The following is a 13033-nucleotide window of genomic DNA, read 5'->3' on the forward strand; positions in this document are numbered from 1 at the left end:
ATCAACAATTATGCAAACAATCAATCCACTAAAGTCAAAGCCTTGCTTTTTAGTATTTACACTTTATGGTTTTTATTCTTTCAAGCTGAATATGAGTAAATGTTTATAAAATATTCATAACCCAGTTTATAGAATTCCCGCCTATCTCGAATACTCGTCAATCCTGAGTACCAAAATGACAATTAAAGCTGTTCTTCAAAACGGAGACGAAATACAGGTCAATGGCCCTTTGATACTGATGGCCGAAGACGGACATATTGCCGTAAGTCCAGAATTGTTTTCCTGTGCCCAGAACGGTGAATTTATCAAGGTTCATATTGATAAACTCAGAAATGCAGATTTCTCTGAAGAAAGCCTTGATAAGGTTAAAGAAATCATGTCGTCAGAACTACCCAGCGTCAAAGCGATCTGGCAAGAGCTCCACAATCATCTGACAGAAAGCAAACATAGCTTTTAGTTTATCACTCTATCCAATGTATCACGTTCCCGGAAAGCAGTTCTAAAGACGCCCTCAGCACACCCTAAGATAGAAAAATTATGCCACGCCAAAACTATGTGATATAGTTATATAATATTTGATCACATACACAGGTGATTGCTATGCATCAAACCCTTGATGGGGTATCGCGCGCGGCTCTTTGTCGGTATGTTTTCTTAATTTTTTATGTGCTCAGTTTTATTTTACCTTTTAAAACGACTGCCGCTGCCGAGTACAATATTTATAGTTATCACAATACTCCGCCCTTTATCATTAGGGACGGAGAAGGACTTAGCTATGACCTCGTGCGCTATCTAAACAAATATGGCGATAACAGGTTTCAATTTAAGTTAAGCGTTCTTCCAAGGAAGCGCCTAGACATCCTGTTAAAGGCAAATAGGGATATGATTGTTCCGTGGGTCTCTCCCGAATGGTTTGGCATGGGATCCAGGTCACGTTATCTCTGGACCCCCTCCTTATTATCAGATGCCAATATCTATTTTTCGCGCAAAAGTGATTCTATCGATATTAAAAAGATGAAAGATTTGGAAACACTAATTTTAGGTGGTGTATTAGGTCATCAATATTCAGATATAGATCGAGAAATTGAGAAAGGCCGCTTAACACGAACAAACGCACCGCGCGAACGCAACCTTATAAAAATGCTTATTGGAAAACGAATTGATATAGCAATTATGGAAGAAAGTTCAGCCCGTTATCTTGTTAGGGCTGAAAAACTTGAGCAAGATATATATTTCAGTCCTCATAAGCACAGTCGATTTCAACGACATCTGCTCATTAACGGCTATCTGCCTGACGTCCATCAATTTTTGAATGAAACAATACTGCAAATGGCCGCTGACCCTGAATGGATTGCAATTAAATCACGGTATGAACTCTCCGTTGAGATCAATTAACTACCTTTATTATCAAAATACGCCCCCAAAGTTGCCATCACTTTGGCATAAAGATTGAATGTAATTAAACATAGGAAGGATAGTTCCCATGTTTAAAATTACATTTTTCCTCGTATCGTTGATAAACGGGCAACAGGAAATGACTATTGGGGGATCAGAAACCTACGCAACCTACGAAAGCTGCAAGGCCTCTGCCGAATTTGTTGCCCAGAACTCACCACAAGGTTACCGAACGATCTGGGAATGCACGAAAGCGGGATGATGCAGCTGAAAGAAGCCTTTTCTGGCTTTGTATTTCATACAAAAAAACAGAGAGAAGCAAAAGCCTCTCTCTGCAATATATCAGTCAACTTATGCCATTAGTTAGGCGGTGTATTGACCTTTAACTTCATAACCGGTTTGGGATCTGGTTCCGGTTCGACCGGGATCGCTTTGATTTTGTCAATTTTAACTTTGGGCGGCGCCTGTTTCAAAGTCGTTGGCGAATTGAATTTCGATTGCGGCTTACATTTCCAGCTGTAAAAACTCTCTTTTGATGTACTGCTTACTGGCTCAACAACCTCAACTTTCCAGGAACCATAGTTTTTGCCACCGGGTGCGTTTTTAAAACCATTCAAGTCACCATCCTGCTTGGAGTTGTTAATCGCAAGTTTGTTAACTTTTCCGCCAGATGGCTCCCCGATATGGCGCGTAAAGTCTATGATTTTATGACCATCATTATTAAAATGAACACTATTAACCGGACCTTTCGCCCCGAGCTCACTCACCAAACGGTACTTAACAGTACCTTTACCTTGTGCTTTAAAGGTCAATCGAAACCCAAGGTCAGCAGGACATTGACCATGATAATTTTTTACATGGGGAGCAACCTTCGCTTCTGTTAGAGCAAAGGGGGCAGCAAGATCATTTTTTGACACCTGTGCAGGCGAAGACTTCACCAAAGTCGGATCGCCTTTGAACTTGATACCAATTGGCACTGATGCCGTCACATAACCACCCCTGCTATCGGCATCTTTATTACAATATCCCGCAAGTGAAACCGGACGCATGACACTAAAAAACTGATCTTGTTTGAGGAAATCAAGTTCATCCCCACCACCATTTACGTGCTCTTCCAGTTTTTTATTAAACTCTTCAACCGGATCGACACGCACAGATGGATGACCGTTCTTGATATTGGCAAGCGGTACTTTAAAGGCCTCAGCATTTCCTGCCTCTGCTATCCAGCCACCAAAAACACCCGTCCACACTTTGAAAGTCGGATGATAGCTATCTTCATAAAGCGCATTCACTGGAACAATTTTATTTCCCTGTCGCTGTGCTGTACCAAAATACATTCTGCCCTTATCAAAATCGATCTTCTTGCTTTTGCTACACTGAACAAAGCCCTTCAGGGGAATGTTCATTACCGAGTTAACAGGTTGAACATTGACCTTGCTCAGCAGCTTTGAGCCGGACATATTTTTAAGTTCGATCATGTTCAAATTAATGCCGTCCATAGACAACGTTACATCTTTCACATAATCCGAGTTACTTCGTGGAGAGTTTGCAAACCCGGTTGAATCCAGAGCCGTTGCTGTAAGAGCCAGAAGGCTTGTTGTTAGAACAAATTTTTTCATCTCTATCGCCTCAACGTTTGTTTAGCAGCAATGATCTACTGCGGTTGAGAAATAGGCCGTTCCTACCCTGAATAGAGTTCAAAAAAAATCTAACCTCCTAAAATGAAAGACAAAAAAAGAGAGCCTCGAAAGTCTCTCTTTTAATTTATCAGACGAATGAAATTGAAAATTCGTCAGTCCAGCCCACCCGGCACATTGGCTTCGCGTTCAACAACTGCTGCTTTTTTCTTGTCCTTGCCAAGGCGCAGGACGTGCACAAAGTCCGGGTCGTAGAGTTTGCTGTCTATGAAGTCTTTATCATCCGCCAGCACGTGTCCGACAAGGATCAGGGCTGTGCGGGTGATCTTGGCTTCACGGGCTTTTTCGCGCACGTCTTTGAGGGTACAGCGAATAATCAACTCATCCGGCCAGGTCACGCGATAGGCAATCACCACGGGGCAATCTTCGCCGTAGTGCGGGATCAGGGTTTCCTGAACGTGTTTCAGGTTACGTACGGACAGATGGATCGCAAGGGTCGCACCGGACTTGCCAAAGGTATCCAGATCTTCGTTATTGGGCATGGCCGAAGATTTCATCGCTGTTCGGGTCAGGATAATCGACTGACTGACTTCCGGTAGGGTCAGCTCTTTCTGGATTACCGCAGAAGCCGCCGCATAGGCTGAAACGCCCGGCACAACTTCGTAATCAATACCCAACTGATCAAGGCGGCGCATTTGCTCGGCAACAGAGCCATAAAGGCAGGGATCACCGGAATGCACCCGGGCAACATCCTTGCCGTCTTTATGGGCTGTGTTGATATCCTCAATGATCTCATCAAGGTTCATCGGGGCCGTGTCTTTGATCAACGCGCCTTCTGGCGCAAAGGCGATCACCCCTTCGGGAACCAGCGACCCGGCATAGAGACACACAGGACATTTGGCAATGAGATCACGGCCCCGAATGGTAATAAGATCCGGCGCACCCGGACCAGCGCCAATGAAATAAACCGTCATGCTGCTGATCCTTCTGTGATCGTTTTGACTTCACCCGTCTCGTCAAAGTTTTCATAGAGATGGGCTTTCTTCTCATAGCCACGTGGTGTGTATACCCAGCATGAGCCATCAGATTTTTCAATCTTGCGCGAGGTAGATGACCCGACAAGGACAACTGTCAACATATCCACCTGATCCGGTGTCAGTTCATCAAGGCGGAGAACAGTCATGCTCTCGCCTTCCCGACCAAGATTGCGGCCCAGCATCACAGGCGTGTCTGCCGGGCGATGCTTGAGAAGAATTTCAACCGCTGTCGCAAGCTGTTTGGTACGACGTCTGGATACAGGATTGTAGAAGGCAATGACAAAATCGCCCTGTGCCGCGGCATTCAGGCGTTTTTCAATGGCTTCCCAAGGGGTCAAAAGATCAGAAAGAGAGATTGTGCAGAAGTCGTGTCCCAATGGCGCACCGATACGCGCAGAAGCCCCCTGCAATGCAGAAATACCCGGCGTCACCTGAATATCAACTCGGTTCCAGTCCGCACGATCCCCACGATCCAGCAGCTCAAAAGTCAAGGCAGCCATCGCGTAGATACCGGGATCACCAGAACATACCAACGCGACAGAACGGCCTTCGGCAGCAAGATTCAGGGCAATGCGCACCCGCATTTCTTCCTCGCCAAGCTCATACCCGTGACGGTCCTTGCCTTCGGCCAAGGGGCCCAGCAAATCAAGATAGAGATGATACCCGACCAAGTCCGTAACACCGCGCACCACACGATCCACTTCCGGTGCACGCCAGCTTTGATCCCCCGGTCCCAAACCAACAACAAAGAGTTTGCCGCGTGCCTGACCAAGAGTTGAGGTATCAATAATTCCTTTTGCCTGCCCAATGGCGCAAGTCGCGCGCTTGGACTTGTTCTTGGCAACGAGAAGCTTGCCTTCATCGCCAACAGCAGCCAGCGCAGATCCTTCGGACACCCCATGGCAGCCAACCTCGGCAAAGACAATGTCGGATGGTGTTTCCAGTCGCGGCGTCTGCTTCTCTAGTTCTTCAGCCGGGAAGAAGCGTGCGGGAACATCCAGTTCAGCGGCTAGCGCCTGAACAGCAGTTTCATCAGCTTTCACATCAATGGAAAAAACACCAGCAACAGCTTTAGGGGAAAGCCCGTCTGCCTTAAGTGTTTCATGGATAAGTTTTGAAAGCTCTTCTGATTCTGCATTGCGTTCACAGCCAACACCAAGCGAGAGTGTTGCCGGGTGCAGGATAAGCTCTTTCTCAGAACCCGCGAGGTCCTTCTCGGTTACCGTGATAACAAGCTCACCGTCGTCAGAGATTGGAAGGCTCCCCGCTTTTACCCATTCAGCGTCCCCATTGAGCTTTACACTCGCCCCGGCAAGAACAGCTGCGATAAAGGCTTTGTAATCACCCGGATTACCAAGTTTCCAGCCAATTGGCGGATTATCCAGGGCAATGCCGAAACGATTATCAGAAGCTGTGGTAATAGAAGCAGAAACATCCAACTTGGCAGAAAGATCCTTGGCAAGATCGTTTGCCCCGTGATGACCGCCAAGTAAGGGAACCACCGCAGAGCCATTTTCAGCAACAGCAATCACAGGTGGTTCAGCGCGCTTATCAGCCAAGAGAGGTGATAGACCACGAATCAAAACACCGGCGGCACAGATACCGACAATGGCGCGCCCTTCGCGGAAAAGCGATTGAAGATGCGAAATAGTTTCATCAAAGGCAACATCTGCATCTTCAACCCGGCCTGTACGGCCATGAACTTCACCAGCGCCAAAGGCATCACGAAGTTGAGCGGCAAGTTTGGCGCCTTCTGCTGTCAGGGCAACAAAGGCAGGGGAGTGATCAAATTTTTGCGTCATTACAGTGTCCAGGCCTCACCACGTTTGTGGACCAAAATCATTGAGAAGTAAGGTGCCTTGGCATCCCCCACTTCGCTTAAAGGCATTACTTTCTGGTTTTCCATTGTTGCGCGTTCCACATAGCGGGCACAATCAACCAAATCCAGTTCTTCAAGAATGCTGCGAATTTTTTCAAAATGGCGACCAACCTTGATGATCGCCGCTGCCTGCACATTGCGCAGGCGTTGTTTCATAATATCGGCATCAACCGGGCCGGGGATGATTGTCATCACGTCATTCCGCGCAGCCAAAGGAGCGCCAACCATTGCTGAACAGGCCATAAGGGACGAAACACCCGGTACGACCTCGACCTCGAAACGTTCCATCATGCGCCCAAAGAGATACATAAAGGAGCCATAGAAAAAGGGATCACCTTCGCAAAGCACAACAACATCCTGCCCGGCTTCCAGAAACTCGGTAATATCTTTGGCAGCCTGATCATAGACATCCTGTGCCGGGAAACGTTCCGTCACCATTGGTATGCGGATCGGGTATTCCGTTTGCCCGCCCGGTAAATGTTCCGCCACGATTGTCCGCGCCAGACTATCCCCGACATCCGGTGCAGGATAAGCCAATACCTTGGTCTTCTGGATCAGGCGAAGGGCTTTCAAAGTTAAAAGTTCAGGATCGCCGGGGCCAATGCCGACGCCATATAGTTTACCCGTCATATTTTTTCGTCACTGCATACTGGGTTACAGGCATCGCCGCCCGCCAGCCATGATAAGGTCCAATGGGGGATGCCTGACTAACCGCAATACGATTGAGCTCTCCCCCTACTTTTTTATGCCATTCGAAGAGCTTCATTTCGCCTTCCAGCGTCACAACGTTTGCAACAAAGCGACCTCCAGGCTTTAAAGCTTGCCAACAGAGATCAAACAACCCGTCGGACGTGGCCCCTCCACCCACAAAAATGGCGTCGGGGCGCTGCTCTTGTTTCATCAACTCGCCAAGGACAGAAAGCAGTTCGCCTTCTTTGATGGATAAAAAGGGCGTTCCCAAAGCTTGAGCATTCGCAGCTATGCTTGACAGACGTTCTTGATCGCGCTCGACAGCAACCGCCTTTGTTCCCCGGGCCGCACGCATCCACTCAATAGAGATAGAACCACAACCAGCGCCGAGATCCCAAAGAACCTGCCCCGCCATCGGCATCAAAGCCGACAGGGTTGCTGAACGCACAATCTTTTTGGTCAGCTGCCCGTCATGCACGAAGGCATCGTCGGGTAACCCGGGAACTGTCGGCAAGATTTCGGCACGGTGTGTTGCAATACACTCAACAGCAATCGTGTTAAGATCTGCACAGGCTGGATAAGACCAACAGTGGGCAACGCCATCCAGTACTTGCTCTTTCTCTCCGCCCATATGTTCCAAAACAGTAATCTTGCTATCGCCAAAACCGCGATCTGTCAGCAACGAAGCGACTTCGGCCGGCGTTGTTCCGTTTTCACTGAGCATAAGCAACTTTGCCCCAGGCTGAACATGGGGATGTAACAGGCTCAAAGGGCGCCCGTGCAACGTTAACATGTCCACATCCATCATCACCCAGCCAAGTCTGGAACAGGCCAGTGAATAGGATGAGATACCGGGAACAACAAGCATTTCTGAAACAGGAATACGCTTGGAAAATGTGGCCCCAACACCGAAGCACATCGGGTCACCCGACGCCAGAATACAAATATCCTCACCTCTGCGATCAAGGACCTTTTCGACCATCGATGAAAAAGGTGACGTCCAGGCCATCTGCTCGCGTTGGTCGTTTCCCAGCATTGCCAGATGACGCTCTCCGCCCACAAGTACCTTTGCCTGATCCAACAAACGTCGGGCAACGGGAGTCAGACTATCCAGCCCTTCTTCACCAATGCCCAGAATGGTCAGCCATGCGCCCTGCTCGCTCATCGATTATCCTTTGCCACCGCGTTTAGAGCCGCCGAAGCAATCGCACTGCCCCCGCGCCGCCCTCTCAGTGTCATATAGGGTACGCCGATCTTAGCAGCAATCAAGGCTTCCTTTGATTCCGCTGCACCAACAAAACCAACTGGGAACCCAAGGATGGCTGCTGGTTTTGGGGCTCCTTCGTGTAGGATCTCAAGCAGACGGAATAGTGCCGTTGGTGCATTCCCTATCACCACAACAGAGCCTTCGAGATGATCTCGCCAAAGTTCTACGGCCGCAGCGGAGCGGGTATTACCAATTTCCTTGGCAATGCCAGGTACACGCTCGTCAATCAAGGGGCAGAGGATTTCATTGTTCGCTGGCAAACGGTTTTTAATAATACCATCACGTGCCATTCGACAGTCAACGATGATGGGTGCCCCGGCGATTAGTGCAGCCCGCCCTTTAAAAGCAACATCATCAGTCCAGGCGAGATCTTCGACCACCTCGGGCATGCCGCAAGCATGAATCACTCGTATAGCGACATCCGCGACATCAGCCGGAAGAGCACTTAAGTCGGCAGCAGCTTCGATCTGCGCAAAAGACTCGCGATAGATCTCTTGCGGATCCCGAATGTAATCATATTCGACTGTCATCACCTTGGCCCTATCCCCGGATGTTATGCAATACCATCTTCTTTTTTCATGGTCACTGGCCCCAGCGGGTGGTCAGCATGCGGGTATGGATGGTGATGATGATCGTGATCATGTCCGTGACCATGCGAATGGCCATGGCTATGCCCGTGACTGTGATCATGGCTGTGACCGTGCGAATGCCCGTGTGAGTGATCATGAGAATGGCCATGATCGTGATCTTCTGCAGGACCTGTACCGATCCCTTCTACATGATGGTGATGGCTTTCCTGCGGCAGGCCAATTTCGGCCTCAAAGCCCAGAACCTGTTCTCTGTATTTACAGAGCTTACAGTTCATCACATTTGTTCCGTCCAGAATTTCCTGAACACGGTCAGCAAAAGCATCCAGAACCTGAGGATGGTCAGAAAGATAGGGGGCCTTGACGAAATCAATCTCTGGGTGGCGCTCAGCAACAAGATCAGTGTAGCTGTAGATACGCTTTACAAGAATCCCGGTGAAGAGGAAATAAGGGAAGACAATAACCCGCTTATAACCGAGCTTAGCAGCATGCTCGAGGCCAGGTTCAACAAGCGGGAATGTTACGCCGGAATAGCACACTTCCCCCCAGCCAAAGCCAAAACCTTCCCACAGAAGGCGCATCACCTTGCTGACATTAGAATTCGCATCAGGATCAGAAGCTCCACGGCCAACAACCATCAACATGGTTTCATTAATCGGCACGTCACCGTTTTCTTTATTGGCGCTATCAACAGCTTCCTGAATCCGGTCAGCCGCCGCCTTGATCAACTTGGTATCAATACCAAGCTCGCGCCCGTATTCAATTTTCATCCCCGGGTTTTGTGCTTCGTATGTACGCAACACGGATGGAATATCATTTTTTGCATGACCGGCAGCAAAAAGCATTCCGGGAATTGCCAAGACCAGATCGTGCCCAGACTCACGCAAGTTATCCAGACCCGTACGAATAATTGGCGTTGCGAATTCCAGAAAACCGCTATCAACTTCGTACTGAGGCAAGCGTTCACGAATACCCCGGGCAACGGATTCAAATTCACGGACGGCGCCTTCATCACGGCTGCCATGTCCACAAACCATTACACCAATCTTAGGACCGTTTTCGATCATTATACTCACCTCATCCATCATTTTTTAGCAACAGGGGGGCGTTGCTGCGATACACTTTTATCAAATTATGGCCTACGACTACTTGACCTGTAACAAGACTGCTAACATTCTCGCGTCATGTTGATGTCGTATTTGGTCCAAGAACCACTTTTTTTGCCAATCCTGATCCTGATTATTGCTATTTTCATAGATATCATAATCGGTGACCCTGCGTGGCTATATCGCTATGTTCCTCACCCCGTTGTCATTATCGGGAAGGCCATAGAAATCAGTGAACACCGAATGAATAATCCCAAGAACAGCCGGATGACCGGAATTCTTCTCGGGGCCTTACTCTCTATCGGAATCATTGTTCTGGCCGTTGCTGTCGGTCTTATACTCTCCCGAACGCTGGGGCAAGTATCTCATGGCTGGATCATCGAATCCATCCTCGCTTCCAGCCTTATTGCTTATCGGGGTTTAGGGACAGCGGTTCACAATGTATCAACCGCACTTGCACAAAGCTTAGGGGAAGGCAGAAAGGCCATCGGCCATCTGGTTGGACGAGATCCGGAAAGTCTTGATGAAGCAGGTATCTGTCGGGCGGCAATCGAAAGCATGGCAGAAAATTTTTCTGACGGTGTTGTCGCCCCTGTTTTCTGGTTTGCTCTTTTTGGGTTGCCCGGACTTTGTGCTTATAAGGCAATCAATACTTTGGACAGTATGATCGGGCACAAGAACGAACGCTACGAAGCCTTTGGCAAATTCGCTGCGCGTCTGGATGATCTTGTTAATCTGGTTCCCGCACGTCTGGCCGGATTGTTATATGTGCTTGCGGGCCTCTTGGTTCCGAAAGCATCAGCGGTCAGAGCCTTCAAGGTAATGCTCCGGGACGCAGGTCAACATCGTTCTCCCAATGCTGGCTGGCAAGAAGCAGCTGTTGCAGGTGCGCTTGGTTTCGCCCTTGCTGGCCCCCGAAAATACCCGGGGTATGTTGTCGATGACCCCTGGATGGGTGACGGTGGCCTTAGTGACCTTTCTGCGAAAGACATAAAGCTTGCTCTGAAACTCTATCTCGGGGCAGGCTTTTGGATGATCTGTCCTTTGGTTGCCTGCTTGGGAATAATGCTCTTCCAGTTTTAGGTTCTTTCAATTCCTTTTTTCTAAACAAGTCAGATGAAAGATTTGACTAAGCCCGAGATGGATAACACCATCAGGAGGATCAGAACCACATAGCGATAATGATTTGCTGAGCTACGCTGGAAAATATAATTGCCGAGATAAATTCCCAAAGTGACAGGAACGACAAGTAGAAGTGCCCTTGCAATTGTGACCTGATCCAGAAGCCCTGCGAAAAACAAAGTACCTGTGCCGTAGGCATCCAGAATTAAAAAATACAAATTCAGCGTTGCCCGAACCGCCTCGGCGGGTAGCGCAGCAGCCATCATATAGATCGCAACGGGCAATCCGCCCAAAGACGCAGCACCATTCGCTATACCTGAAACAAGACCGACGGAAAGGTTTTTAGAGCTGCTTTCTTTAACTCTAAATCGCGCCCCGAGAAACAACAGAATACTCGCAATCAAGACGCCCAACGAAATAGCAATACGCAGGGGATCTGCGGGCATTACTTTCAACAAAAAAACACCTGCCGGCACACCAATAGCTGCACCAACACAAAGCCATCGCAACAATCCCCAATGTATCGCTGTCCATGTCATTCGGGCCATGACCAAGCTGGAAATCATCTCAAGCAACAGGGCAATCGGCACGACCTCAACAGGTAAAAGCACCAGGGTTAATGATGTTACCACAAGCGCAGAAAGGCCAAATCCGGCAAAACCACGGCAAAGCCCGGCAATTGATCCACAGAACAAAACGTACAACAGATCAAAAGCATCTAGCTGAACTTGCTCTAATAAAAACGCCATCACCCCGATCCTGTTTTCTCGTTATGAAGCGGGCACACTTTTTATGCCGCGCATTTGCATCACCCTCATTTTCAGGCGCCGATTTAGGCAGAAGGCCGCACCAATTGAACGACCTCGTTTACAACTGAATAATCCTGATACCCAAGACGCGCCAAGGGCTTCATCTTTGTCGCGTCCACCATACCGTCCGTAAGATAGGCTTCGTCGATGTGCATTCCGACCACTTCGCCGAGAACCAGCGTATAGTGTTTTCCACTCTCATCTTTCGGCAAGTCGACAGTTTTGAAAAGCTTGCATTCAAAGTGAACCGGGGCACCCTTTACGCGGGGTGGTTTGACTATCTGTGAAGGAAGTTTTTCAAGTCCCGCCTCTTCAAACTCATCAACATCAGCAGAAGCAGGTTTAGAGCTTTCATTCATTGCGGTACGCTGTTCCCACGAAACAAGGTTGAAAACAAATTCTTTCGTTTCGACAATATTCCGAAGCGTATCCTTTATACCTTCTTCCCGGCTATCCGGGGCTATGCCCACACCAATAATTGGCGGCTCATCTGCAAAAGCATTGAAGAAGCTGAAAGGCGCGAGATTACAGACGCCCGAAATTGACTGCGTTGAAAGCCATGCGATCGGGCGTGGCAGGACACAAGCCTTAAAAGGATTATAAGGCAAACCATGATCTTTATGTTTGCCGGGAACAAAAAACATCGATGTCTCCGAATGAATAGCAACAATTAAAAGTTGCAACAAAGAAAGTAACGGAGCTTAGGACGTTCCTGTAAAAACCTAAAGCCTATAAATCGAAACCCTAAGAAAATCTACAGGCGGGTTTTATGAAATATCCAGTCCGGAATAGAGCGTATGATCAACATAATGACACCCCAAAACCCGGGTGTATAAACAACAGATTTCTTTTGATCCAAAGCCTTAACCACAAGCTTGGCAATCTGTTCCGGTTGCGCCCATAACGCCCCTTTGTCAAAAGCCGCTGTCATAGGTGTATCAACAAACCCGGGTTTAACAGTTAGAACCTGCACACCAGATTTGACAAGACGGTGCCGCAATCCCTGAAGAAAGATGGAAACAGCCCCTTTTGCAGCACCATAAACATAATTGGATTGCCGCCCTCGATCCCCGGCGACAGAAGAAATGACAGCAATTGAACCCTTTTTTTGCGCCTCAAAAATATTGGCAAAATATGTCAGGATAGCAAGAACACTGGTCCCGTTGATATCAAAAGCCCTTAGCGTATCGTCAACAGAAGCTTCACAGACCTTTTGATCTGGAAGAACACCATGGGCAACCAAAAGAATATCTATTCCATCAAGTTGCTTGAGCGCGCCTTCAAAATTCGCCATGTCTTGCTGCTCTAGTGCATCATATAGACCCGTGTAAACATCCCGCGCCCCACGAATCTTGAGATCATTAGCGATAACAGCAAGCCTTTCCTGATCCCGGGCGAATAAAAAAAGCGCATCACCTCGTTTGGCAAAAATCCTGGCTGTTGCCTCGGCAATTGCTGATGTCGCACCAATTATCATTACTTTTTTCATATACGCCTCAATATC

14 protein-coding genes are annotated in these 13033 nt (G+C 48.3%); 4 read left to right on the forward strand and 10 right to left on the reverse strand.

The window, feature by feature from the left end:
• Positions 1-175 precede the first annotated feature (175 nt).
• The 3 genes from WH95_RS15585 (at position 176) to WH95_RS21305 (ending at position 1657) form a co-directional block, all read left to right on the forward strand.
• Positions 176-457, forward strand: a complete 282-nt coding sequence (locus WH95_RS15585) for a hypothetical protein (protein WP_046508969.1) — start codon at positions 176-178, stop codon at positions 455-457.
• Between the two features lie 143 nt (positions 458-600).
• Complete coding sequence (locus WH95_RS15590) at positions 601-1395, forward strand: substrate-binding periplasmic protein (RefSeq protein ID WP_046508972.1); 795 nt, start codon at positions 601-603, stop codon at positions 1393-1395.
• Between the two features lie 88 nt (positions 1396-1483).
• On the forward strand, positions 1484-1657 hold the full coding sequence (locus tag WH95_RS21305) for a hypothetical protein (RefSeq protein ID WP_157845984.1): 174 nt from the start codon (positions 1484-1486) through the stop codon (positions 1655-1657).
• Positions 1658-1754: 97 nt separating this feature from the next.
• On the opposite strand, the gene WH95_RS15595 is transcribed toward WH95_RS21305, so the two are convergent.
• The 7 genes from WH95_RS15595 to WH95_RS15625 all read right to left on the reverse strand — a co-directional run bounded on the left by WH95_RS15595 (position 1755) and on the right by WH95_RS15625 (position 9559).
• On the reverse strand, positions 1755-3014 hold the full coding sequence (locus WH95_RS15595; RefSeq protein WP_046508975.1) for a hypothetical protein: 1260 nt from the start codon (positions 3012-3014) through the stop codon (positions 1755-1757).
• 173 nt (positions 3015-3187) lie between these two features.
• Positions 3188-4006: a precorrin-4 C(11)-methyltransferase gene (cobM, locus tag WH95_RS15600; RefSeq protein WP_046508977.1), complete on the reverse strand. Its 819-nt coding sequence runs from the start codon at positions 4004-4006 to the stop codon at positions 3188-3190.
• Complete coding sequence (cobJ, locus tag WH95_RS15605) at positions 4003-5871, reverse strand: precorrin-3B C(17)-methyltransferase (protein WP_046508980.1); 1869 nt, start codon at positions 5869-5871, stop codon at positions 4003-4005. Before cobJ ends, cobM begins: the two co-directional genes overlap by 4 nt.
• A complete protein-coding gene (locus tag WH95_RS15610; protein ID WP_046508982.1) occupies positions 5871-6578 on the reverse strand; it encodes a precorrin-2 C(20)-methyltransferase in 708 nt (235 codons plus the stop codon). Before WH95_RS15610 ends, cobJ begins: the two co-directional genes overlap by 1 nt.
• Complete coding sequence (locus tag WH95_RS15615; RefSeq protein ID WP_046508984.1) at positions 6568-7803, reverse strand: bifunctional cobalt-precorrin-7 (C(5))-methyltransferase/cobalt-precorrin-6B (C(15))-methyltransferase; 1236 nt, start codon at positions 7801-7803, stop codon at positions 6568-6570. The genes WH95_RS15610 and WH95_RS15615 overlap by 11 nt, the downstream gene beginning before the upstream one ends.
• A complete protein-coding gene (locus WH95_RS15620; RefSeq protein ID WP_046508986.1) occupies positions 7800-8435 on the reverse strand; it encodes a precorrin-8X methylmutase in 636 nt (211 codons plus the stop codon). Before WH95_RS15620 ends, WH95_RS15615 begins: the two co-directional genes overlap by 4 nt.
• 23 nt (positions 8436-8458) lie before the next feature.
• Positions 8459-9559 (reverse strand): sirohydrochlorin chelatase, encoded by a 1101-nt coding sequence (locus WH95_RS15625; protein WP_046508988.1) that lies wholly within the window; start codon positions 9557-9559, stop codon positions 8459-8461.
• A 123-nt stretch (positions 9560-9682) separates the two neighbouring features.
• Between WH95_RS15625 and cbiB the strand changes: the two genes are divergently transcribed.
• On the forward strand, positions 9683-10681 hold the full coding sequence (gene cbiB, locus WH95_RS15630; RefSeq protein ID WP_046509058.1) for an adenosylcobinamide-phosphate synthase CbiB: 999 nt from the start codon (positions 9683-9685) through the stop codon (positions 10679-10681).
• Positions 10682-10710: 29 nt separating this feature from the next.
• Here cbiB and WH95_RS15635 read toward each other — a convergent pair whose 3' ends face one another.
• From WH95_RS15635 to WH95_RS15645, 3 genes are all read right to left on the reverse strand, one after another.
• A complete protein-coding gene (locus WH95_RS15635) occupies positions 10711-11469 on the reverse strand; it encodes a sulfite exporter TauE/SafE family protein (RefSeq protein WP_046508990.1) in 759 nt (252 codons plus the stop codon).
• A gap of 83 nt (positions 11470-11552) precedes the next feature.
• Positions 11553-12173 (reverse strand): flavin reductase family protein, encoded by a 621-nt coding sequence (locus tag WH95_RS15640; protein ID WP_046508992.1) that lies wholly within the window; start codon positions 12171-12173, stop codon positions 11553-11555.
• A 110-nt stretch (positions 12174-12283) separates the two neighbouring features.
• Complete coding sequence (locus WH95_RS15645) at positions 12284-13018, reverse strand: SDR family oxidoreductase (RefSeq protein WP_046508994.1); 735 nt, start codon at positions 13016-13018, stop codon at positions 12284-12286.
• Positions 13019-13033: the final 15 nt, after the last annotated feature.

Origin of the sequence: Kiloniella litopenaei (assembly GCF_000982415.1) — a bacterium.
Lineage (GTDB): Bacteria > Pseudomonadota > Alphaproteobacteria > Kiloniellales > Kiloniellaceae > Kiloniella > Kiloniella litopenaei.

Bases quoted from the DNA above. Each gene is read 5' to 3' on its own strand.
- WH95_RS15585 (WP_046508969.1), top strand. From the start codon at position 176: ATGACAATTAAAGCTGTTCTTCAAAACGGAGACGAAATACAGGTCAAT.
- WH95_RS15590 (WP_046508972.1), top strand. From the start codon at position 601: ATGCATCAAACCCTTGATGGGGTATCGCGCGCGGCTCTTTGTCGGTAT.
- WH95_RS15620 (WP_046508986.1), bottom strand. From the start codon at position 8,435: ATGACAGTCGAATATGATTACATTCGGGATCCGCAAGAGATCTATCGC.
- WH95_RS15595 (WP_046508975.1), bottom strand. From the start codon at position 3,014: ATGAAAAAATTTGTTCTAACAACAAGCCTTCTGGCTCTTACAGCAACG.
- WH95_RS15625 (WP_046508988.1), bottom strand. From the start codon at position 9,559: ATGATCGAAAACGGTCCTAAGATTGGTGTAATGGTTTGTGGACATGGC.
- WH95_RS15635 (WP_046508990.1), bottom strand. From the start codon at position 11,469: ATGGCGTTTTTATTAGAGCAAGTTCAGCTAGATGCTTTTGATCTGTTG.
- WH95_RS15615 (WP_046508984.1), bottom strand. From the start codon at position 7,803: ATGAGCGAGCAGGGCGCATGGCTGACCATTCTGGGCATTGGTGAAGAA.
- cbiB (WP_046509058.1), top strand. From the start codon at position 9,683: ATGTCGTATTTGGTCCAAGAACCACTTTTTTTGCCAATCCTGATCCTG.
- WH95_RS15640 (WP_046508992.1), bottom strand. From the start codon at position 12,173: ATGTTTTTTGTTCCCGGCAAACATAAAGATCATGGTTTGCCTTATAAT.
- WH95_RS21305 (WP_157845984.1), top strand. From the start codon at position 1,484: ATGTTTAAAATTACATTTTTCCTCGTATCGTTGATAAACGGGCAACAG.
- WH95_RS15645 (WP_046508994.1), bottom strand. From the start codon at position 13,018: ATGAAAAAAGTAATGATAATTGGTGCGACATCAGCAATTGCCGAGGCA.
- cobJ (WP_046508980.1), bottom strand. From the start codon at position 5,871: ATGACGCAAAAATTTGATCACTCCCCTGCCTTTGTTGCCCTGACAGCA.
- WH95_RS15610 (WP_046508982.1), bottom strand. From the start codon at position 6,578: ATGACGGGTAAACTATATGGCGTCGGCATTGGCCCCGGCGATCCTGAA.
- cobM (WP_046508977.1), bottom strand. From the start codon at position 4,006: ATGACGGTTTATTTCATTGGCGCTGGTCCGGGTGCGCCGGATCTTATT.